The 22,443-nt window shown below is 56.4% G+C and carries 20 protein-coding genes; 9 read left to right on the top strand and 11 right to left on the bottom strand.

Annotated elements, in window-relative coordinates:
* Positions 1-4: 4 nt before the first annotated feature.
* Both ctaD and coxB read right to left on the bottom strand, forming a co-directional pair.
* Positions 5-2,524, bottom strand: a complete 2,520-nt coding sequence (gene ctaD / locus AC0JZ1_RS03940; RefSeq protein WP_471881133.1) for a cytochrome c oxidase subunit I — start codon at positions 2,522-2,524, stop codon at positions 5-7.
* The gene (gene coxB, locus AC0JZ1_RS03935; protein WP_471881132.1) at positions 2,521-3,465 is read right to left on the bottom strand and encodes a cytochrome c oxidase subunit II; all 945 of its coding nucleotides are present in this window, start codon (positions 3,463-3,465) and stop codon (positions 2,521-2,523) included. Before coxB ends, ctaD begins: the two co-directional genes overlap by 4 nt.
* A 317-nt stretch (positions 3,466-3,782) precedes the next feature.
* Here coxB and AC0JZ1_RS03930 point away from each other — a divergent pair, with 317 nt between their 5' ends.
* Together AC0JZ1_RS03930 and AC0JZ1_RS03925 are read left to right on the top strand one after the other, a co-directional pair.
* Positions 3,783-3,980 (top strand): hypothetical protein, encoded by a 198-nt coding sequence (locus AC0JZ1_RS03930; protein ID WP_471881131.1) that lies wholly within the window; start codon positions 3,783-3,785, stop codon positions 3,978-3,980.
* 40 nt (positions 3,981-4,020) lie between these two features.
* Entirely contained in the window at positions 4,021-4,581 is a 561-nt protein-coding gene (locus tag AC0JZ1_RS03925) for a type 1 glutamine amidotransferase domain-containing protein (RefSeq protein WP_471881130.1), read from the top strand.
* A 69-nt stretch (positions 4,582-4,650) separates the two neighbouring features.
* Here the strand turns inward: AC0JZ1_RS03925 and AC0JZ1_RS03920 are convergent, their stop codons facing one another.
* Both AC0JZ1_RS03920 and AC0JZ1_RS03915 read right to left on the bottom strand, forming a co-directional pair.
* Positions 4,651-5,673 carry a DNA topoisomerase IB gene (locus AC0JZ1_RS03920; RefSeq protein ID WP_471883346.1) on the bottom strand — a complete coding sequence of 341 codons (1,023 nt, stop codon included), beginning with the start codon at positions 5,671-5,673 and terminating at the stop codon, positions 4,651-4,653.
* A gap of 60 nt (positions 5,674-5,733) precedes the next feature.
* The gene (locus tag AC0JZ1_RS03915) at positions 5,734-7,434 is read right to left on the bottom strand and encodes an HWE histidine kinase domain-containing protein (RefSeq protein ID WP_471881129.1); all 1,701 of its coding nucleotides are present in this window, start codon (positions 7,432-7,434) and stop codon (positions 5,734-5,736) included.
* Between the two features lie 441 nt (positions 7,435-7,875).
* Here AC0JZ1_RS03915 and AC0JZ1_RS03910 point away from each other — a divergent pair, with 441 nt between their 5' ends.
* Positions 7,876-8,931 carry a LacI family transcriptional regulator gene (locus AC0JZ1_RS03910; protein ID WP_471881128.1) on the top strand — a complete coding sequence of 352 codons (1,056 nt, stop codon included), beginning with the start codon at positions 7,876-7,878 and terminating at the stop codon, positions 8,929-8,931.
* A 15-nt stretch (positions 8,932-8,946) separates the two neighbouring features.
* Here the strand turns inward: AC0JZ1_RS03910 and AC0JZ1_RS03905 are convergent, their stop codons facing one another.
* The 5 genes from AC0JZ1_RS03905 to AC0JZ1_RS03885 all read right to left on the bottom strand — a co-directional run bounded on the left by AC0JZ1_RS03905 (position 8,947) and on the right by AC0JZ1_RS03885 (position 15,437).
* Entirely contained in the window at positions 8,947-10,452 is a 1,506-nt protein-coding gene (locus tag AC0JZ1_RS03905) for a tripartite tricarboxylate transporter permease (protein ID WP_471881127.1), read from the bottom strand.
* A 9-nt stretch (positions 10,453-10,461) separates the two neighbouring features.
* Entirely contained in the window at positions 10,462-10,923 is a 462-nt protein-coding gene (locus tag AC0JZ1_RS03900) for a tripartite tricarboxylate transporter TctB family protein (RefSeq protein ID WP_471881126.1), read from the bottom strand.
* A 127-nt stretch (positions 10,924-11,050) separates the two neighbouring features.
* Positions 11,051-12,031: a tripartite tricarboxylate transporter substrate-binding protein gene (locus tag AC0JZ1_RS03895; protein ID WP_471881125.1), complete on the bottom strand. Its 981-nt coding sequence runs from the start codon at positions 12,029-12,031 to the stop codon at positions 11,051-11,053.
* Between the two features lie 208 nt (positions 12,032-12,239).
* Entirely contained in the window at positions 12,240-13,601 is a 1,362-nt protein-coding gene (locus AC0JZ1_RS03890) for a sigma-54-dependent transcriptional regulator (protein ID WP_471881124.1), read from the bottom strand.
* Positions 13,602-13,610: 9 nt separating this feature from the next.
* Positions 13,611-15,437, bottom strand: coding sequence for a sensor histidine kinase (locus AC0JZ1_RS03885; protein ID WP_471881123.1), 1,827 nt, complete (start codon positions 15,435-15,437; stop codon positions 13,611-13,613).
* Positions 15,438-15,699: 262 nt separating this feature from the next.
* Here AC0JZ1_RS03885 and asnB point away from each other — a divergent pair, with 262 nt between their 5' ends.
* The 3 genes from asnB to AC0JZ1_RS03870 all read left to right on the top strand — a co-directional run bounded on the left by asnB (position 15,700) and on the right by AC0JZ1_RS03870 (position 18,297).
* Positions 15,700-17,652 (top strand): asparagine synthase (glutamine-hydrolyzing), encoded by a 1,953-nt coding sequence (asnB, locus tag AC0JZ1_RS03880; protein WP_471881122.1) that lies wholly within the window; start codon positions 15,700-15,702, stop codon positions 17,650-17,652.
* A 63-nt stretch (positions 17,653-17,715) separates the two neighbouring features.
* Complete coding sequence (locus AC0JZ1_RS03875; protein WP_471881121.1) at positions 17,716-17,928, top strand: hypothetical protein; 213 nt, start codon at positions 17,716-17,718, stop codon at positions 17,926-17,928.
* Between the two features lie 174 nt (positions 17,929-18,102).
* Positions 18,103-18,297 (top strand): hypothetical protein, encoded by a 195-nt coding sequence (locus AC0JZ1_RS03870; RefSeq protein WP_471881120.1) that lies wholly within the window; start codon positions 18,103-18,105, stop codon positions 18,295-18,297.
* On the opposite strand, the gene AC0JZ1_RS03865 is transcribed toward AC0JZ1_RS03870, so the two are convergent.
* Positions 18,294-18,800, bottom strand: a complete 507-nt coding sequence (locus tag AC0JZ1_RS03865) for a ferritin-like domain-containing protein (protein ID WP_471881119.1) — start codon at positions 18,798-18,800, stop codon at positions 18,294-18,296. The two genes, AC0JZ1_RS03870 and AC0JZ1_RS03865, sit on opposite strands and share 4 nt — an antisense overlap.
* 130 nt (positions 18,801-18,930) lie before the next feature.
* Between AC0JZ1_RS03865 and AC0JZ1_RS03860 the strand changes: the two genes are divergently transcribed.
* Both AC0JZ1_RS03860 and AC0JZ1_RS03855 read left to right on the top strand, forming a co-directional pair.
* Positions 18,931-19,092, top strand: a complete 162-nt coding sequence (locus AC0JZ1_RS03860) for a hypothetical protein (protein WP_471881118.1) — start codon at positions 18,931-18,933, stop codon at positions 19,090-19,092.
* 87 nt (positions 19,093-19,179) lie between these two features.
* The gene (locus AC0JZ1_RS03855; protein ID WP_471881117.1) at positions 19,180-20,673 is read left to right on the top strand and encodes a phospholipase D-like domain-containing protein; all 1,494 of its coding nucleotides are present in this window, start codon (positions 19,180-19,182) and stop codon (positions 20,671-20,673) included.
* On the opposite strand, the gene AC0JZ1_RS03850 is transcribed toward AC0JZ1_RS03855, so the two are convergent.
* Positions 20,647-21,597: a putative bifunctional lysylphosphatidylglycerol flippase/synthetase gene (locus AC0JZ1_RS03850; RefSeq protein WP_471881116.1), complete on the bottom strand. Its 951-nt coding sequence runs from the start codon at positions 21,595-21,597 to the stop codon at positions 20,647-20,649. The two genes, AC0JZ1_RS03855 and AC0JZ1_RS03850, sit on opposite strands and share 27 nt — an antisense overlap.
* 90 nt (positions 21,598-21,687) lie before the next feature.
* Between AC0JZ1_RS03850 and AC0JZ1_RS03845 the strand changes: the two genes are divergently transcribed.
* The gene (locus tag AC0JZ1_RS03845) at positions 21,688-22,443 is read left to right on the top strand and encodes an endonuclease/exonuclease/phosphatase family protein (protein WP_471881115.1); all 756 of its coding nucleotides are present in this window, start codon (positions 21,688-21,690) and stop codon (positions 22,441-22,443) included.

Raw genomic sequence — 22,443 nt, 5'->3', positions numbered from 1 at the left:
GGCCTCACCTCAGTTCCGGGAAGAGGCCGATGGTGAGGTAGGTCACCACGGCGGTGAAGGCCATGAAATGCCAGTAGAGCACTGTATTGCAGAGATCCTGATCATATTCCGAAGTCAGGTAGCCAGCAAAGCTTCGCGCCAGGCAATAGACCTGCATGATGAGAGCCACCAGCGCGTGAACGGAGGTCCAGATGGCCAGAATCCATACAGTTGCCGGGTAGACATGCACGGTCGGGTCCATGGCATGGGTATAAGGCCCCATCAAACCGGCCAGCAATCCGCCAATCGTCAGAAGAAATGAGAAGCCGAGTGAAAGGCGCATAGGCAAAACCCTGTCGCGGTCGTTTAACCTTCTCGCACCCACCATCAAGAGCCAGGCAATAAGAAACAGCGCTGCGGCCGCCAAGGGCCAGGCCATGCCAGGGCCACCGAGACCGGCTGTAAAATCCTCATGGATGGTCCAGTAGAAGAAATAGCCGAAGACGAGGCTGGCAAAGGCCGTTCCATCTCCTACCATGGTGATGAACATGGCCCACCAGCCAACTGATGCCGGACCGGAAACATAGAGCGGATAGCTCTCGCCCAGCCCCACCTCGCGATTTCCCTTTTCCGGGATTTGCGCCGTACCTGTCCAAAGCCAATAGAGAATGGCAACCAGTGTGCCAATTCCGCAGAGGATGGTAACGAGCCACCACTCAAAGGTGAGCGCGATGAAGACGCCGCCCAACAACAAAGCTGCGATCATGGTGATATAGGACGAACCGCCGACGCGCAGAACCTGAAGCGGCTTGCCATCGAGAACAGAGGTGACCAGCGTTTCGCGGTGGCCGGTTTCCGCATCCGGCAGATAATAGCGGCCCTTCTCGATGTTCTCGCGCAGGTCCGGCTGATCCCATAGCGGATAACGGCTCTCGATAATCGGGATCGACCGAATGCCCCAGCTTTCCTCGTGCTGGTTCAGCCATTCCATCGTGCCTGCATTCCAGGGGTTTGGAGCGCAGGGTGGCACTTTTTTCTTCGGCCTCACCACATCGAAGACAACAATGAGGAACCCCGCCGCAAAGACGAAGGCACCCACGGTGGAAATGAGATTGAACCAATCCCAGCCCATATTGGCCGGATAGCTGAACACGCGGCGCGGCATGCCGCGAAGACCGGCAAAATGCATGGGGAAGAATGCAACGTTGAAGCCGACGAACATCAGCCAGAAGGCGATCTTGCCGAGGCTATCGGAGAGTTTCTTGCCGTTAAAGAAGGGGTAGAAGTAGTAGATGCCAGCGGTGACGGGAAACAGCATTCCGCCAATCAGCACATAATGCAGGTGCGCCACGATGAAATAAGTATCGTGCGCCTGCCAGTCAAAGGGCACAAGGGCAACCATGACCCCGGTCAACCCGCCGATAATGAAGATGGCCAGCCCGCCCGCGCCAAACAGCATGGGCACCGAGAAGATGACCCGGCCTGCCAGCATGGTGGCGATAAAGACGAAAATCTGCACGCCAGTGGGTATGACAACGGCTTCCGATGCTGCCGAAAAGAAGGCGAGCGAAATCTGCGGCAGGCCCGTGGTGAACATGTGGTGCACCCACAGCCCGAAGCTCAGGAATCCGGTTCCGACCGCCGCCAACACGATCCACGAATAGCCAACAATGGGACGCTGGGAAAAGGTCGGCACGATCATCGCCATTAAGGCGATGGCGGGCAAGAAGATGATGTAGACTTCCGGGTGGCCAAATATCCAGAACAGATGCTGCCACAAGAGCGGATCGCCGCCGCGACTGGCATCGAAAAAGGGCCAGTCGAACATGCGCTGCATTTCAAACAGCAGATCGCCTGCAATCAATGGCGGAAAAGCAAACAGGATCATGCCCGCTACGATCAACAAATACCAGGCAAAGAGCGGCATCATGTTGACCCGCATTCCCGGAGCACGGCATTTCATGATGCCAACAATCAGTTCCACTGCAGCCGCGATGGATGCGACCTCGATGAAGGAAAGACCGAGCAACCATATGTCGGCACCAATGCCGGTCTGCTCCTTGTCGGTGGCGAGCGGCGGATACATGAACCAGCCGCTATTGGGCGCTGCATTGAAGAAGATGGAACCGCAGACGAAAACGCCACCGATTGCAAAGCTCCAGAAGCCAAAAGCAGACAACCTTGGGAAGGGCAGTTCACGCGCACCCAGCATCGATGGGAGCAGAAATATTGCCACGGCCTCGAAAATCGGCACCGCGAAAAGGAACATCATCACCGTGCCGTGCAGGGTGAAGGCCTGGTTGAAAAAATTGGCGCTAAGGAATGTATTTTCCGGTACTGCCAATTGCAGGCGAACGAGAAGCGCCAAGGCGCCTGCAAACAACATGAAGATGAAGGCGGCGCAGCCATACCAAAGGCCAATTTCGCTGTTGTTGACAGATGTCCAATATCGCCAGCCACTGGGCGTTCTCCATACGTCCCGAAGACGCTTCTCCTGCGCCTCACGCTCTTCGGCGGGCAGAAGCGGTCCAAGCTTGGCTGTCATTCCAATCCTTTCAGGTAGTCTGCGATGGCCGTCAGTTCACTCTCAGGCAGCATGGAAAATGAAGGCATTCGAACACCTGGCTTGATCGTATCGGGGTTTCGAATAAAGCGGATGAGGTGTTCGCGCGTGTTTGGCAGAGTTCCAGCGCCAATGGTGGGTCGGCTGCCGAAACCAGTCAGATTCGGACCAATGGTTCCCCGCGCCTCTGTTCCGTCAATTGCGTGGCACGCCCCGCAACCCTGTCGCAGAAATGATGCTTCGCCAGCTGACAACGAAACCTGCTGCAGCCTTGGCTGATCCGATGAAGCGACAGAGGTTTTTTGCAGCCATTCATTGAATGCATCCGGCTCCAATGCTTCCACGGTAAAGGCCATCAAGGCATGGGCCGTGCCACAAAACTCTGCACACACGCCGCGATAGCTGCCAGGCTTCGTCGCTTCCAGTTGCAGCGCATTGACGCGACCGGGAATGGCATCCATTTTCCCGCCAATCGAGGGTATCCAAAAGGAATGGATGACATCCTTGGCTTTGAGCAGGAAAAGCACGCGCTCATCGACAGGCATGTAAACTTCATTGGCACTTTCCCGGATCAGCTTGCCGCGCTCATCCAGGTAGCGAACGCGCCACCAATATTGTTCGGCCGTCACCTCAATGCGTCGCAAACCCTCACCCTCGCCGCCGAACCATGGCCGCATGGCGGGCATCAGCCAAACCGCATAGGCAAGCAGTGCCGCAAGCACGGTCACTGGAAAGGCCACCCCTCCAAAGAGGATCAAGCCACTCGCCTGACGCTCGGAATACCTGCGTTTTTTCAGGTGGCTTGCATAGATCAGCGCCCCCATCACGGCGAGCCAAATAATGCCTCCGCCTGCAACCATGACCCAGAATAGAAGCGAGACTGCCTCTGCCTCACGCCCGGCAGGATCGAGTGCGGATTGCACGCCAGAACAAGAACTCAAGAATACCAGAACCAAGGGAAGCAATGCCGAAGGCGGCAGTAAAATCCGTGACAGTGATCGTGTCAGTCGGCAAGGGCCAACCAATCGGTCATTCATGAGGGGCTCTGGCCTGACTTTGAGAGATTTTCATGTCGTCGCAGCACAAGGCTCCGAACAACGGCACTCGCGCGAAACACATCGAACTTAGAAAAGGTTCCATAGATTTCGACGATTTTTAACGGAACCGTCTTCTTGCTCCATCGGTTCTTACAGCACGAGGCATCAAGAACCTCACCGCCGACATGGAAGGGAGAAGACCGATGACTAGTTTTTTGACGAGGCTGAAAGGCCTTTTGAGTGAACACAGTAATACCGATGCCAGTGAGGTTCGCCCCACCCCGCATCTTCACGTCGTCGCACCCGATAGCGTGACACTGCCTTTTCCTCGCGCTTCCCGCGAAGAAATCTGCGTGCCAGCTTCCATCAACGGGCGCGACCTATCGACCGGCCGTTTCTAACGACCGATCACCTTCAAAAGCACGAAAGGATTATTGACCCATGCCTGATATCAAATCCGCACGTATTCTTATTCTTGCAACAGACGGTTATGAGCGTTCTGAACTTCGCGTACCGCTTGAGAAGCTCCGCAGCCATGGCGCCGATGTCAAAATCGCATCTCTCAAATCCGGCGAAATCAAAAGCTGGGACGAGAAGGATTGGGGCGATACCGTTCCTGTCGATTTGACCGTCGATCAGGTTAGCCACGAAGATTATGACGCGCTCGTCATTCCGGGCGGCCAGATCAACCCTGACATTCTGCGTACGGAAGAAAAGGCTGTTCAGGTCGTTCGCGATTTCATCAAGAGCGGCAAGACGGTCGCTGCGATCTGCCACGGCCCATGGCTTCTGGTGGAAGCGGATGCACTGCGCGGTCGCAAGGCCACATCCTACCACTCCATCCGCACCGATGTGAAAAACGCTGGTGCCACATGGGAAGACAAGGAAGTGGTGACGGACAACGGCATCATTACCTCGCGTTCCCCTGAAGATCTTGAAGCTTTCGTGGCCAAGATCGTCGAGGAAGTCGAGGAAGGTCGCCACGACCGCCGCGCTGCCTAATCAATTTGATACGACAACAAAAAAAGGCCGCCCTCACAGGCGGCCTTTTCTCGTGCAAAGCGTTCCGGACTACTCTTGAGCAAGGCCGAGATATGCTCGCAAATATTGCTCTTCAGCCCGCAAACCAGTGAGCTTTGCCTCTTTTGCAAGAGGTGCTGAAAATAGCTGTTCCAGGGGTGAAACATCATCAACAAGCGAAAGTATGGTTGGATGAATATAGCTGTTGCGACAGACGGCGGGCGTATTCTGCAACCGCTCCGATGCAGCCTGCGTCAGAAGCTTCATTCTTATTTTCTCACCCTTTTTGAAGGCATGCGCCGCTGCGCCGAAGGCGGCAAGACTGCCTCCCCAGGTTCTGAAAGTTTTGGCGGAAATCGGCAGGCCTGAACATTGTGCGAGGTAGCTGTTCAGGCGGCCTGAATCGACGGGATGCATCACCCCATCCTCATCCAACCAGGAAAACAGCTGCCGCCCGGGCAGATCGGCAATTTCTTCGAAGATCCGTTGCAGACGCGGATGGCGAATGACGTGACGCACGCGCTTTCCACCTTTTGCGGTGAAGCGAAGCTGCACACCATCCTCAGTAAAGCTCATATGGCGCTTGAGAAGTGTTGTCGCGCCATAGGTCTTGTTCTGCTTGACATAGGCGCGGTTTCCAACGCGCAGATGCGTCACATCCAGCAATGAAACCAATGCGGCCAGTACTGCTTCAGGCTTATCCAGGCCATTCAACAAATCCCGCTGAACCTTGCGGCGAATGCGTGGCAATGCGTTTGCGAAAGCGGCAAGCTGGTCGTATTTCAGCTCACTGCGAAAGCTTTGCCAGGCTGTGTGATAGCGATACTGCTTGCGCCCGCGGGCATCATAGCCGGTTGCCTGCAAATGCCCTTGCTCATCAAGGCAGATCCAGACCTTTTCATAGGCGGGCGGCAGGCCAAGAGACAGGATGCGCTGTTTGATCGGCCCTTCGCAAACCAGCGTCCCATCCGGCATTCGGTAGCAAAAGCCGCGCCCTTTGCGCACACGGCTGATGCCAGGTTCAGCATCGCTGACATAGATGAGGCCGATCTCTGACAGAGCCGCCGGTTCCAGGGGAATTGTGCGTGTAACATCCATCCCCGCCAAACGCCCAATCCGCGCGTTCGTTCCGGCTCACAATCTTGCTTCGGCTTCCATTTGCGCTTCTGTCGGGCAGCGTTCAAACAGACGTCGCGGGCCTGTGAGCGCCCAACGGAAACCATCAGCACAATAATCCACCTCAACTTGGCCATTGAAGGCGGCGGCGGCATGACGTTTGATGATGGTTGTACCAAAGCCGGTCGTCGTTGGTTCGTGCACCTCCGGGCCGCCACTTTCCGCCCACTCGATGCGGATATTTGGCTCCTCGCCAATCTCCTCGACAACTTTCCATGTGAGCGAAACACGACCATCATTAGCGGACAGAGCGCCGTACTTCACCGAATTCGTCGCCAGCTCATGCAGAACAAGACCGAGGTTTTGAACCGCTTCCGCTCGCAAAACAAAATCGGGTCCTGAAACATCCACGCGCTTCTGTGCCTCGGCAAAGACCTCCAGATGCAGCGAGATGACACGCGCAATGGGAACACCCGCCCACTGCTCCTGGGCCAGCATTTCGATGGACTTGCCAAGCCCCTGCAAACGTTCGCCAATGGAGCGTTGAAAGGAATCGATATCTGTTTCCTTGCGGGCCAATTGCCGGATCATCGCCTGGATCAGCGTCATGATATTCTTGGTTCGATGCACCAGCTCATGCATGATGAGATGAATGCGGTCCTCTGCCTCGCTTCGATCGAAGGATGCATTGGATAGTGCGATTGCAACCTGGTTGGCTTCATCGATCCGTGTTTGAACCGGTGAAACAATTTTGCCGCGCCCGATCTGATCCGCCATCTCGGCGATCTGGCGGATGGGCGTGCGCAACTGCCTGGCCAGCAGATAGGCCATTAAAAGACCGACAGAGAGGAAGGCCATGCTGCCTACAGCGAAGTATCTCCATGTGGACGTAATGGTCGCCTGGGCAGCACTGATGGGACCCCAGACGATAACTTTCCAATCCCAGGGTGCCAGTTGCGCATAGCCATACATGTTGCGTTCGCTGCCGCCCACATCTTCAATCGTGCCGCTCGCGCCCGTCATCAGTGCAAGGGTCGCAGGCGGTATCGGGCTTGGCTCACCCGCCCAGGCATTGGTGGAGGTCACCACGTGCCCCGTCTTGTCAAGCACAGCGACCGACCACCCCTTTGGCAAGACGTCGGTGGAAATCAGACGCTGAAGGTCTTCCGCATTCTGGGTCAGGATAAGGGCATCGCCCGCTGTCTTGCGAAGCCGCTCCGGCAAAGGCATCAGCACGTTGAAAACCCAGCGCTTGCTTGTATTGCCAAAAAAGATATCGGAGACGGTCACCTGCTGCGTCGAAATAACCGTTCGAAGTCCATTTTTATCTGACAAAGGTTGCAGTGCCACGCCATAATCGACACGCGTGTTCAAAACCTGCCGGGCATCTGCGTTGGCTATCAAAACATAGCGCTGGCTGCCACGCAGGCTTTGCTGTGTGCGTGAATGAAAATTGGCCAGATCCCCGGCTTCCAGTTCAGGGGCGGTCGCAATCAGGCGAAGCGTGGTCATACCGTCCCGCAGTTCCTGATCAATGGCTCGCGCAATAACGCGAGCATCATCCTGCGTTTCCCCGTTCAGGATTTCCCGCTGCTGATCTTCCAACCGCAGAATTAGGAAAATGACGAAGGCAATAAGAGGCAGTGCGATGACAACCGCCAACGCTATAAGATAAGCCCCAATGGGTGCGGTCGGCAGAAGGCGGTTAAACCGTTTCATGTGCTGCCATGACATCCCGAACGATGTGCCGAATCTCGCTTGAATATGCGATCATCGCTTGCAGTCCCCTCATATCTTCGACGAAGATCGTCGAACCACTTCTATCCGACTTCGCTTATGGAACCAAGTCGGTATCAACACGATACAATTGAACACGATCGTTAATCATATTTAGAATCGAACCTATCCGCCGGAAACTCAAGACGCAACGTTCGATTGAAGTACGCTAAAAACTTCATTCATTATTGTTCTTAATGTTGTACCACTTGCAAAGATAAATTGTTCCATTTCTGAACGTTTTCCTTCACATGGTTTTGCCTGCTCTCCTGGCGGTGATACCGTGTCGTATTTTTTCCGCTTGAAGTCTTAGACCAGCATTTTCAATTGCGATTGAATGTGATTGTAGGCAGCAAGACGAGACTCTGGGGGAGAGTAAGGATCATGACATTCAAGGAGGAAAGACCTTCCGGAGGAATTTCGACCAGGGAACTGACCGGCAACGGAGTTTCCGCAAAGCCTACTTTACGAACCATCTCTGAACTGACAGGCCTTGCGGTCACAACCGTTTCCAGAGCCTTGGCAGGCGCACCGCAAATCGCACTGGAAACCCGGTTACGCGTAGCACAGGTCGCAGAAGACATCGGTTACCTGCCGGATCGAGCTGCCCAGCGTTTGCGTACGGGCCGCACCAATGTCATCAGCCTCGTTCTTGATCCGCACGAGGAAATCCTTGGCTACGCAACATCCATGATCAGTGGCTTGAGCGAAGCCCTGCGTTCCACCGCCTATCATCTGGTCATCACGCCGCATTTTTCCGACACGCCGCAGATCGACCCGGTCCAGCATATCGTGCGCAACCGTATGGCAGATGGCATCATCTTCACCCGTACAGAGCCGCAGGACGAGCGCGTGAAGATGCTGCTGGATTACGACTTTCCGTTCATCTGCCATGGCAGAACGGAAATTGAAACCCAGCATCCATTTGTGGATTATGACAACTTCACTTTCGCTCATCGCGCTGGCCTGCGACTGGCGGAGGCAGGTGCAACAAAGCTCTCGATCATCCTGCCGCCCACCAGCTTCACCTTTGCGCACCATATGCGCGACGGATTTATGAAGGCAGTCGAAGAGGCGCAGACTGCATTTGACATCCCAAGCACGGTCAGCATCGATAGCAGCTCCGACGCAATCCGCGATTGCTTCTATGAGCAGTTTGCCCAGATGGACAGGCCGGATGGCGTCATTTGCGCGGGCGAGGTTATTGCCATGGCGGTCATGGCAGCGGCTCATGATCGGGGCCTTGAGATCGGCAAGGACGTTCATATCGTGACCAAGCAGACATCGGGCCTGTTCGATCAGGTTCGCCCACGCATACCAACCATTTACGAGGACCTGTCTGAAGCCGGACGTCTGATGGGCGAATTCCTGTTACAAAGGATCAACGAAAAAAAGCCCGTCCACGAACTGCAATATGTGCAGGGCGTAACGGGCTTTTGAGACAGAGTCTGGCTCTTAGTCTTCTTCGACGAAAACTTCCTCACGCTTCTTGCGCACGCTTGGCAGCAACACCACAATGAGCACAATGAGTGCGATGCCGAGAAGTGTGGCGCTGATCGGGCGCGTGACGAATGTGGTAGGATCACCACGAGACAAGATCATGGCGCGGCGCAGGTTCTCTTCCAAAAGTGGGCCGAGAACGAAACCGAGAAGCAGAGGTGCTGGCTCGCAACGCAGTTTCACCAACACATAGCCAATGAAGCCGAAGAAGGCGACCGCATAGAGATCGTACACGTTGGAATTGACGCTGTAGACCCCGATGGAGCAAAAGGCCATGATGATGGGGAAGAGCACGTAGTATGGGATCGTCAGAAGCTTCACCCATAGTCCGATGAGCGGCAGATTGAGTACCACCAGCATCAGGTTGCCGATCCACATCGAGGCAATAATACCCCAAAACAGGGCGGGCTGCTCGACTGCCACATTCGGCCCAGGCACGATGCCCTGAATGATCATGGCACCGATCATCAGCGCCATGACGGGGTTGGCGGGAATGCCAAGTGTCAAAAGCGGAATGAACGAAGTTTGCGCCCCTGCATTGTTGGCGGATTCCGGCCCTGCCACCCCGGCAATGGAGCCTTGGCCAAATTCCTGCGGTGTTTTCGAGACGCGCTTCTCCACCGTATAGGATGCGAAAGACGCGAGAATGGCACCGCCACCCGGCAGGATGCCGAGCGCCGAGCCAATGACCGTGCCACGCAACACGGGCGCAATCATCTGCTTGAAATCGTCCTTTGTCGGCAAAAGGCCAGATACCTTGGCAATAAGAACCGTACGGGTCTTTTCTCCTTCAAGATTACGCAGGATTTCCGCAATCCCGAAGACACCGACAGCGACGGCGACGAAGTTCAAGCCATCCGAATATTCTCGGATGCCAAGGGTAAAGCGAGGGCTACCGGAATAGATATCGGTTCCGACAAGGCCCAGCAGAAGGCCGAGAACCACCATGGCCAGAGCCTTGATGATGGAGCCCGATGCAAGCGCAATGGACGAAACGAGACCGACCACCATCAGCGAGAAATATTCTGCCGCCCCAAATTGAAGCGCCACCTTGGTGAGCGGCGGCGCGAAGATGGCGACAAGAAAAGTGGAGACGGTCCCGGCGAAGAAGGAGCCAAGGGCGGCAATGGCGAGAGCGGCTCCCGCCCTGCCCTTTCGCGCCATCTGGTAACCGTCAATGGCTGTGACAGCAGACGAGCTTTCGCCCGGCATGTTGATCAGGATTGCCGTGGTCGAACCGCCGTATTGCGCACCGTAATAGATGCCCGCCAACATGATGAGCGAGGAAACCGGCTCAAGCTGGAAAGTAATCGGCAGCAGCATGGCAATGGTCGCTGTTGCGCCAATACCCGGCAATACGCCGATGAGCGTGCCGAGAAGCACACCGATGAGGCAGAAGAACAGGTTTTCGATGGAACTTGCCGTCGAGAAACCAAGCGCGAGATTACTGAAAAGATCCATTTTCGCTCCTCAATAGCCGAGCCATGGGCCGAACGTGCGGAAAGGCAGCCCAAGACCATAGGAGAAGACAAGCAGCGAAAAGACCGTGAGACCGGCCGATAACAGCACGGCCAGAAGCGGCGTCATGCGTGTAGAGGCAAAGGAGGCGATCAGGGCTGTGCAAAACAGCGAAGGTACAAAGCCTAGACCACGCACCGTCAAACCAAAAAAGATGGCAGATGGCAGAATGAACATGAGGCCGCGCCAGGCGATTGCGCCGATCTGCTCGTGCTCCACCCGGAAAGACTGTATAAAGATCACCGCCCCCAGAAGAGTGAGCGCACAAGCAAGAAGGAAAGGAAAGTAGCCAGGCCCCATGCGGAAGGCCGTACCCAAGTCAAGATCCAGGGATTGCAGGGCGAAAAACAGCCCAAGAAGAATAAAAAGCGCGCCGCAGACCGCATTTGTCTTGTCGATTGTGGTGGATTTCATGATGCCCCCATCGATGATCCGGCAGCCGTCTGTTTATGGGTCCGCACCTGTGCGACGACCACCGAGACAGCCTGAATGGGCGAAATGGCCGCGCCTTCCGGGAAGACGCGGCAGGTCGCGGCAGGTATCAATCAGCGTACTGACCGGCACCTTCGATGACAGGCTTCCAGCGAGCGATTTCGCCTTCAAGCTTCGCCTTCAAGGCGGCAGGCTTTGCATCGGCTTCAGGTGAAGGTGCGGTGCCCAGTTCCGCGAAGCGTGCCGCCACGTTCTGGTCCTTCAGCGCAACCTGAAGAGCCTTGGAGAGACGCTCCGTTGCTTCCGCTGGCGTACCCTTCGGCGCATAGATGCCGTGCCAGATGCCAACCTCGAAGCCGGGCAGACCTGCTTCCACCGCGGTCGGGATATCCTTCATGACGTCCAGACGCTTGGGCGAGGTCACGGCATAGGCTTTGATTGTGCCACCCTGGATCTGCTTTGTCGTGTTGGTGGTCTGGTCGCACATGATATCGACCTGACCACCCAGGAGATCCGTCATAGCCGGGCCTGTGCCCTTGTAAGGCACAGTCACCAGCGGCGTTTCAATGGCGCTCATGAACATCATACCGCACAGATGCGAGGCAGCACCGATACCGGCATTGGCCACGGTCACCTTGTCCTTGTTCGCTTTGGCATAGTCGATCAGACCCTTGAGGTCTTTCGCTTCCATGTCCTTGCGGGTCACGATGGTCATCGGGACATCGGTCACGAGGCCCACATATTCAAAGGCCTTCAACGTGTCATAGGGCAGCTTGCGATAAAGCGTGGCGCTCGTTGCCATGCCAATGTGATGGAGCAGCAGGGTGTAGCCATCCGCCTCCGCGTTAGCCACACGTCCAGCACCAAGCGTGCCGCCGGCACCGCCAACATTTTCAATGATGATCTGCTGGCCGAGATCCTTGGACATGCTTTCTGCCACAAGGCGCGCAACAGTATCAGTCGGGCCACCCGCCGAGAACGGCACGATCATGGTGATGGAACGTTCGGGATAGCCCGCAGCATTGGCAACAGACGAAAATGCGCAGGCGGCAAAAGCCGTCGCACAGGCAAGAGCCTTGAGAAACTTCATCGACATCCTCCTCAGACGATCATTCCAGGGCCGCAGCTCCTCCCGCAGCCCCTGGTTCGCCGTCATCTGTCAGAAGAAACGCTGGCGCTTCAATGCCCGCAGCATGCTTTGCCGGATCGGCTGTGCGCCTTTGCCGGCTTGATGGGTGGATTGCGAAACACGGGCTTTCAAACCGCGGGTGGAAATCCACACATCACTATGAGCGCGATCAATCGTCTAGTTCGGCCAAGCTTTCGGGAGAAAGATGTTTCTTGTCCAAACCGTATTTCTGCATCTTCTCGTAAAGTGTTTTGCGACTGATTCCCAATTGCTCATAAACAGGCTTCAACGCACCGCCATGTGCGGCAATGGCGCTTGCCAGAATATTGCGCTCGAAAGCAGCCACTCTATCTGCCAACCTTCCGCTTTCCGGCTTGACCAGCGCACCACCATCGCCTGGCCACATATCAAGCCCCAGTACGAGGCGATCCGCAGCATTGCGAAGCTCACGCACATTGCCCGGCCACTCTTTGGAAGCCACGGAGGCGACCAGTTCCTGCGGCACATCCATATCATCCCGCCCATAACGGGCACAGGCTTCCCGCACCAATTGCAGGAACAGCAAGGGAATATCCGGGCGACGCTGTGTGAGTGCGGGAACATGCAGCGTGGCCACATTGAGCCGATAGAACAAATCGGCACGGAAGCGACCGCTGGCCACTTCTGCTTCAAGATCCACCTTGCTTGTCGCAATGAAGCGCACGTCGAGCCCCACTGGCTCATTCGAACCCAGCCGCGTAATCACCCGCTCCTGAAGCACGCGCAGGAATTTCGCCTGGAGATCGATGGGCATGGAGCCGATTTCATCCAGCAGAATGGTGCCGCCACGTCCATGCTCAAACTTGCCGTATCGCGGGCGGAGCGCACCGGGGAAGGCACCCGCCTCATGTCCGAAAAGCTCGCTCTCGATCAGTGTTTCCGGGAGGGAGGCACAATTGATTGCAATGAAAGGCCGGCTGGCGCGGGCGCTGACATCGTGAAGCGCGCGGGCAACCACCTCCTTTCCAACGCCTGTATCTCCGATGATCAGCGTATCGGCGTCTGTCGCACCAATGGCGCGGATCTTGTAGCGCAAGTCGATCATCGCCTGCGTGCGGCCCGGCAGACGCGTTTCCAAATCGTCACGCTTGCCCGCAACCGCCCGCAGCCGCCTGTTTTCCAAAACGAGGCTTCGCCTGTCGAGCGCGCGTCGTAAAACACCGGCCAGATGTGCTGTAACGAAAGGCTTCTCGATAAAGTCATAGGCACCTTCGCGCATGGCCTTGACCGCCAATTGCACCTCGCCATGACCCGTGACCAGAATGATAGGCAGCTCAGAATCTAACTCGCGAACGCGCTGCATCAGCGTCATGCCATCCATACCGGGCATACGGATATCGCTGATGATAACCCCGTCGAAGGCATAGCCAGCCAGTTCCAGAGCCTGTTCGGCACTGGCTAGGGTCTGCACGTTGAAGCCAGACAGCTCCAGCGCCTGCGCCGTGGAGCGCCGAAGCTCCTCTTCATCATCCACCAACAGAACGCGCTGCATATATCCCCGTTACTCTGCCGCCTGGTCCAGGGATGTCCCGGCTCTGGCAAGTTCAATCACAAATTCAGCGCCGCCTTCCGGGTGCGAGCCAACACTCAGGCTGCCGCCGAAATCCTTGATGATGTTATAGGAGATGGAAAGGCCAAGTCCCAGCCCCTTGCCCACACCCTTCGTGGTGAAGAACGGATCGAAGATACGCTCTCGGATGGCTTCGGGCACGCCTGGGCCGCAATCGCGCACTGCAATGCGCACCGTCGATTTTTCAGTGGTGACGGTGAGATCGATGCGACGGTCCTCCAGACCTTCAACGGCATCGGCGGCATTGGTGATGATGTTGACGAGCACCTGCTGCAAACGGACGGAGCCTGCCTGCACTATGGGAGCAGGCTCCTCAATCTTTACGGCAAGGTCTGCCCTGGCACTCTTCAGCCGCGCTTCTGCAATTTCCAGCGTATCGCGGATCACCTCATCCAGCGCAACGGTGCTTAGTTTCTCATTGGGTTTTCGAGCGAAATTGCGCAAATGCCGCGAAATGGACGCCATCCGATCAATGAGGGCGGAAATCCGCCGGATATTGTCGCGAGCCTCATCCAGTCGCCCGCGTTCGATCAGAACTTCGGCACTATCGGAATAGGTCTTGGCTGCCGCCAAGGGCTGATTGAACTCATGTGAGAGCGCCGCAGACATCTGGCCGAGCCCTGCCAACTTGCCTGCCTGAATAAGATCGGCCTGGGTTTGCCGAAGCTGTTGCTCCGTTGCCCGGCGCTCGGCAATCTCCTCCTCGATGCGGCGGTTCACACGTGCCAGATCGGAGGTGCGCTCCTCAACCCTTCTCTCCAGCTCCACCTGCGCCGCCTCTTGCATGTGCATGCGTTCGGCAAGCCGCGCACGCCGCTGCATGAGAATGGCAAAGCCAAGCCCCGCAAGGCAAATGAGCAGAAGTCCCGCGACCACCACGGTCTGCGCCTGCGCACGGGCAGACGCGGTATCGGTCAGCACATTCACCGTCCACCCCGCGTCTGGCATGGTCTGCGACAGCACGAGATATTCCCGGACATTCCCCGCCTCTGGGATTGTCATCAAGGCGTGACCGTCCTCTTGCCGCTGGGTGAAATTCAACGGTTTCAATGCCGCATCGGAATAGCGGCGCGAGGCGGAGGTCCGCTCCAGACGCTCCTTGGTCAACGGCAAGAGCGAGTGGTAGAGCCAATTCTGCGTGCCCGTCATGAAGATGATACCTTCCGGGTCCGACACGAAGATGCGGGAATCTCCTCCTACCCAGGACGCTTCCAGATTATCGATATCGACCTTGAAGACGATGACGCCCAAGATCTTGCCGCCAATCTCGATGGGGGAGGAGAAGTAATAGCCGCGTTTGGCTGACGTGGTGCCGAGCGCATAAAAGCGAGACTGCTTGCCCGCTGCCGCCTCCTGAAAATAGGGACGATAGCTGAAATTCTGGCCGACAAAGCTGGTTGGCAGATCGTAATTGCTGGCCGCAATCGTTTCCCCATTCATGGTCAGCATATAGATGTCGGAGGAGCTGAGCAGAGCGTTGATGTTCGCCAGATATAGGTTTGTGGAGTGGCGCCGCACCGGATCATTGGGAGACAGGATCAGCGCTTCGATGTCCGGCTGATCCGCGATCAAGGCCGGCAGCGCTTCATAGCGGCGCAAATGCCCTTCAAGGGCCGCGACGGCCAGACGAAGCGTGGTGCCGCCTTGCGTGGCAGCCTCATCCAGATAGCCGCGTTTGATGATGTTGCCGCCATGAATGGCAAACACAACACCCAGAATAACAAAGGCGATGAATGCCGCCAGATAACGCTTCCCCAAGCCGATCCTCCCATGGATTGCGAAAAGGTGGCTCAATTGACCGGCCCGAACAAGGGCCTGTCCGCGTCTAATGCTATCGACACCGCCTCCTTGCGGTTTCTTTTAGCTTTCAGAGGTTACAGCGCCGTGCGCTTTATCAAACGCACAAAGGACGCTGTAACACTTTAAATCTGCTGCATTATTTTGTCCTTAAATCAATTCCGATTGAAGGAATTATGCAGTAGCATCCGAGCCACCATGATGATGTGGAATGGAGTGGCGCATGTGTGGCTTTGCGGGATACCTGAAAGCGGATATCAACCCCGCAGAAGGACGCCAGATCCTAAGTCGCATGGCAGATGCCATTGCCCATCGCGGCCCGGATGAGCGCGGCATCGACCTCAGCGAAACGGGAGAGCTTGGTCTGGCGCATGTCCGCCTTTCCATCGTTGGCCTGGGCGACGGGCAGCAGCCGATGCACAGCAGCGATGAGTGCCTCACAATCGTCTTCAACGGCGAAATCTTCAACTACGTCGAGTTGCGGGAAGACCTGCGCCAGCGGGGCCACAGCTTTCGCACCGGGAGCGATACGGAAGTCATTCTGGCGCTTTACGGGGAGTATGGCGAAGAATGCTTGCAACACCTGAACGGCGATTTCGCCTTCGCCCTCTGGGATAAACGTATCAAGCGCCTGTTGCTGGCGCGGGACCGCATTGGCGTACGACCGCTCTTCTTTATGCGCCACGGCAAAGGCATCGCCTTTGCTTCAGAGATCAAGGCACTGCTCGAGCTACCAGGGGTCACGCCGCGCATCGACCCCATGGCGATGGACCAGATTTTTACGCTCTGGACGACGTTGGGTGAGCGAACCGCTTTTACAGACATCCAGGAACTGCAACCGGGCCATCTGATGATCATAGAAGATGGCCGCACCACGACAAAAACATGGTGGCAGCTCTCCTATCCCCGTTCAGGTGACATCGCACCGGCGCTGCGCATGGACGAGGCGTGCGAGCAGGCAAAGCACCTGTTGCAAGATGCCATACGCATCCGTTTGCGAGCTGATGTGCCAGTCGGTGCCTACCTGTCCGGAGGTTTGGATTCCTCTCTTCTCTGCGCCCTGGCAGCCCCCATGAGCCTGGAGCCGCTGAACACCTTCTCCGTCAGCTTCGATAGTTGGGAGCATGATGAAAGCAGCTTTCAACAAACAGTGGCGAAAGCGCTTGGCACCCGGCACCGCAGCATACAGTGCAGCCTGGAGGGCATTGCCAATAGATTCAAAGAGGTTGTGGGTCTATGCGAGAGACCTATCCTTCGAACAGCGCCTGTACCCATGCACATGCTGTCAGGTCTGGTGCGCCAATCGGACATGAAAGTGGTTCTAACCGGTGAAGGCGCGGATGAGATTTTCGGCGGCTACGACATATTCAAAGAAGCACGGCTTCGCCGCTTCTGCGCTGCTCAACCAAAATCACAGCGGCGGGCGCTTCTCTTCCGTCGCCTCTATCCTTACCTGCCGGGCCTCCAGAGCCAACCGGCAAGTTATATCGCAAGCTTCTTTGGCGTGGCGCAAGATAGGCTGGATGATCCACTCTTTTCGCACCGACCCCGCATGCGCAACACAGGTGGCACCAAGATCTTTTTCTCCGATGCATTACGGCGCGCGTTGAAGGGATACGATGCCGCTGAGGAACTCGCCTCCCTGCTGCCAAATGAATTCAAGCACTGGCATCCACAAAACCAGGCGCAATATCTGGAAGCACGCTACCTGCTGCCCGGCTATATTCTGTCCTCTCAGGGTGACCGCATGGCCATGGCAAACGGTGTGGAGGGACGCTTTCCCTACCTCGATCACCGCGTAATGGAATTTGCGGCACAGTTGCCTCCCGGTCTCAAACTGAAAGGGCTGACGGAAAAGCCTCTTCTGCGCGAACTGGCAAAAGGCCTTCTACCTGAAGAGATACAGACCCGCCCGAAACAACCCTATCGCGCGCCCGATAGTGCAGCATTTCAAGGCGCTGCAGGGCAAGCAATCATCAATGAGTTGATGTCTGAAGAGGCGATTGCCGCTGGCGGCTTGTTCGATACGTTTGCGGTTTCAAAACTCTGCCGAAAGGCGCAGGGCGCACCCTTGACTGGCTTTCGCGATAACGCGGCTTTCATTGGAATATTGTCTGCCCAATCACTGCTCAAACCATGGGGACTGGCACGACGTCAAAAAACAGAAGCCGCATAAAGTGGGATCAAATGTCGCCCTAGACGGTTTGATCTTCGTGAACAGAGATGAAGGAGAACCGAAATGGCCAATGCCAACTCCAAACACATGGGTTCGGGCGCACAGGGCAAAGGGAGCGGAACTGGCGCGATGACAGATATCGATAAGGACAAGCTCAACGAAAACATGGTGCTTTCCAACCGCGACAAGGCCCAACATTCCCAAGAGCGCGGCCTGGACAGCAAGTTCGTCCAGACGGAGCAATATCAGGATCATGAATCCAACAAGCTGAATTGACGCCCGGCCTTTAAGAACGATTGACCACCTCACGATGATCCTTTCGATTTCGTGAGGTGGCTGCGGCTTGCAATTGCCGCATTTAAGCGTAGGCTAAACTCATCGTCGATAAATCAAGGGCATCGACGGCTGGAAGACGACATCGCTTTCGCCCTCCACCTTGGAGGTGACAAGATGCAGACATCCGCTGAAACTACAGTCATTGAACCGCAGGAGCTTTCCTTTCTGGAGGACGTCTTCAACGACGCTTTGAAACGTCGAGGTCTCGACAATGACACGACAGCCGCCAGTAATCTGGCGGCGCAGATTATTGAGCTTTATCAAATCGGGGTTCGCGACCCTCAGGAACTGGATGAAAAATTGGGCTAGCGTTTAGCGAGCAGATCCCTTTCTTCACGCATAAGATAGAGCCGCGTGACCCCATCCAGATAAGCTTCAAGCCAATCCGCCATGGCCTTTTCCTCGTCGAGAATTGTCTCGCAAACGGAAACGGCCGTGGCATCTCCCAATTCATCCGCTGCAGCCAACAGCACTTTGTAGCGAGCGATTTCTTCATGCGCGAAGACGTAAGCATTCATGCAGGTTTTCACGATCTCATCGGCTGAGAAGGCACCCGTCAACCCTTGCGCTGTCGCGGACAGGCGTCCCGCCACCTCTTTGAGAACAGACTGCGCGCCGGGAAAGCGCTCCATCAAGCCTCGCAGAGCCTGCTCATGCCCCTCGCTATTGGCGAGATGCTCAATCATTTTTTCGCGCAAGTCAGGGTAATTCTCAATGCGTGCGATCTGGCCCTTCAAGCGGGTGATGGATTGCACTTCAAGCGCATGCGCATCGCTCAACCAGCGTGCAAAGTGATCTCTGGCATGGGTCATGAACCTTGCTCCTCTCCTTCACTTCTCTTTTCAACATGTGGGCCACGAACGGCATTTTGCAAGAATTTGGCACGGAACCAAAGGCCGCCACTCGTGTTTTGAAACTGAAGTCCAACGGAAGGAGACATGCATGTCTGACCCTCGGGAACCAAGCGAGCAGCCTCCCATGCCAGCACCGAGCTGGGCGCCGGAACCGCCGATCCAGGAGCCGGAACCGGACCATCTCCCAGATGAAAATCCCGTTCCAAACCCCGATGAAACGCGTGAGCCTCCGATGCAGGCAAACGCTTAAAACAAGATTCTATCCAAGCGCGAGGCCGCCGTGGGAACCCACGTGCGGCCAATTGCGTTTTCGAGGAAACGTTTCAGGGGTAGCAACGTGGATCTCTCGTCAAACGCCGTTCCATTGAACGACAAAAGCCTTTCCGTCATTCGGCCGGGTCGCAACGCGTGGCGCAGCAGCCAATGTGAAAAGGCGGCTTTTCTTGTCGATGGGGCAGAATATTATCATCGCCTTGAGCAGGTGTTGCGTAAAGCGCGCAAATCCATCTTCATCGTCGGGTGGGATTTCAACCCGAACATCCGCCTGAGGCCGGAAATTCCGGGCAGCCCCACACTCGGCCAGATCCTGCGCCAGCGTGTGGATACGCAGCCGGATTTGACGGTTCATATTCTCGTTTGGGGCATGGGGCCGATCTATTCCGGCAAAAGTCTGAAGCTTTTCAAGAAAACCGGATGGAACGACCATGCCCGCATCACCATGGAATTTGATTTCCGCCATCCCGTGCGGGCAAGCCACCACCAGAAAATGGTGTGCGTTGACGACGCGGTGGCCTTCCTCGGCGGTATAGACCTGACAGCGCGACGCTGGGATGACCGTCGTCATGCCATTCCCAACCAGCTGCGCTGCTCGCCTGATGGCACCTGCTATGGGCCGGTGCACGATGTGCAGTCCATTGTCTCTGGCGAGGCCGCACGCATGGTAGGCGATGCCTGCCGAAAGCGTTGGAAATGGGCGCGCAAGGAAGTACTCCAGCCTGTTTCAGGCCTAGCGGATGACCTCTGGCCCAGCGATCTTGCCCCGGCCCTCACCAATTGCAACGTCGCGTTGGCGTTGACGGAGCCACTTCGCTGGAACGGGCGCAAGGGGCGCCGTGAGGCTATCCAGCTGACGCATGATGCGCTTCATGCGGCCAAAAAGCATATCTATCTTGAGTCCCAATACCTCGCTTCCTTCAATGTTGCCCGCACCATCATCGATCGACTGCAGGAAGTGAATGGGCCTGAGGTTGTCATTCTCGTCACACGCGAATCTCATGGCTTTCTGGAAAAGGTCATGATGGGCCACAACCGCACCCGGTTGTTACGCCGCCTGAAGCGACATGATCGCTATGGTCGACTGCGGGTTTTCTATGCTGTAACGCAAGATGAGGAAGGCCAGGAGCGGGAAATCGTCGTTCATGCCAAGGTCGTCATTATCGATGACAGCTTCGTGCGCGTTGGCTCTTCCAACCTCAATAACCGCTCAGAGGGGCTGGATACGGAATCTGATCTCGCCTTCGAACCCACGGATGCAGCCAACCGGCAGGCTATCCTCGACTTCCGCAACGATCTGATTGCCGAACATCTGGATACGACACCTGAACGGGTGACGGAGACGCTTGCAGAAACCGGCTCGATGATCCGCACCATCGATAGGCTGAACGTGAAGCCACGCGGCTTGAGACAATTCGATGTGGACGTTCTGAACGGCGAAACCGAATCCCTCATGGGCACCTCGATCATAGATCCTCGCCGTCCCTTCTGGCCCTATCGACAGTTCAAGGTTGGCACCCGCTGGGCGCTCTCACGCCTGATGCGCAGCTTTACCTGAAACCTCGGCTTCCTTGACGCCCTTGCGGCGGGCTAGAATTTCCGTCAGGAGAAACAGTGGCCCGCCGATCAACAGCGGTACAAAATAATAAAGCACGCGGAATGCGACCAGGGCGCCGATCGAGGCACCGGCGGGCAACAGCATCAGCATGGTTGCTTCCAGAACTCCCAACCCTCCCGGAACATGGCTCAGCATGGCCGCGATTGTCGCGGTCACATAGGCGGATGCGACTTGCAGATAGCCTGCATCCGTAAAGGTCGAGAGCAGTTGATCGAGCGCTGCCGCCACGAAGCCGAAATTCACGGTGCCCACGGCAATCTGGGCCATACACATGCCGGTGGTTGGCATTTCCATGCGAAAATTGCGAAACTTCAGCGGAGGCCGCCAGCGGATGGATGCAAGCACATAAGCCGCTGGATAGGCAAGAAAGGCTATGCCCAGCCAGAAGCGCGGCCATGGGTCCAGTTGCAGGATTGTTTCACCCGTCGGCGGCATGAGAACGAGGGCAAGACCCGCCAGCATGCTCAAGCCCAAGAGAACGGTCGCGCCACAAAACAGGATCACCTTCGCCACTTCGTCGCCAGTCAGTCCCCACCTCGTGTAGAACCGATAGCGCACGGCACCGCTGGAAAGTGCCGCACCGCCGACATTGTGGCCAATCGACAATGCGCAGAAGGAAGCAAGCGCCGCACGCGGATAGCTTTGCGGTTTGCCGACATATTTCAGACCTAGCCAATCAAAGAGCGAAAGGCAGATATAAGACGACAGAACACAGGCAAAGCCACTGATGATCCGCGAGACGGGTATTTGCGATAATGAACCTGTCACTTCTTCCAGGCTGTAACGGCTCAAACTCCGGTAGACGAGAACCAGGGCGATGCAGATGACCAGAAAGATGAGTATTCGAATGAATTGCCGCGACACGAAATGTCCTCGCCCTTTTTCCGCTAGAAGGTGGCCTGCGATAATAAGTGCTGAGGGAACGAAACGCGGTGTAAAGGGGTTCCCCGCGTCATGAACGAACCCAGCCTCTCTACGCCCTCCGCTCCTCACCGGACCATTCGAATCCTCAGCTATAATGTTCACAGCTGCGTGGGCACGGATCGCAAGCTCGACCCCGCGCGCGTGGCAGATGTAATTGCCTCGCTGAACCCGGACATTATCGGTTTGCAGGAGCTGGATGTCGGGCGAAAGCGCAGCGGCGGAATTGATCAGGCCGAAGCCATTGCCATGCGGCTAAAGATGGATTTCCATTTTCACCCAGCCCTGCACTTGGAAGAGGAGCTTTATGGAGACGCATTGATGACGGCTCTCCCCATGCGGCTCGTCAAGGCTGCAGGCCTTGCCTCCTATGGGGAGCCTCGAGGTGCTCTCTGGGCTGAAGTCGATGTGGGGGAAACCTCGGTTCAGGTCATCAACACGCATCTTGGTTTGCTGCGCCGCGACCGCCTGCGACAGGCAAGAGAACTGCTTGGTCCTCACTGGCTTGGGCATCCCACCCTTCGGGATAGGCCAGCCATCCTGATGGGTGATTTCAATTCCATCCCAAGTTCCAAGCCCTATCGCGAACTGAGCGGTGCTCTTGCCGATACCAAGCGCCACACGAAGCGATTGGCCGATCCAACATTCCCCTCTCGTTTTCCTCTTTTGCGGCTTGACCACATCTTTGTGGTCAATGGGCCTGAAATCGTGGAGGCGAAAGCGGTGCGAAACACCGCCACCCGCCGCGCCTCCGATCATCTGCCTCTGATTGCCGATATAAGGCTATGA

The organism is Affinirhizobium capsici (genome assembly GCF_977018625.1).
This window is presented reverse-complemented; position numbering and strand designations above follow the sequence as displayed.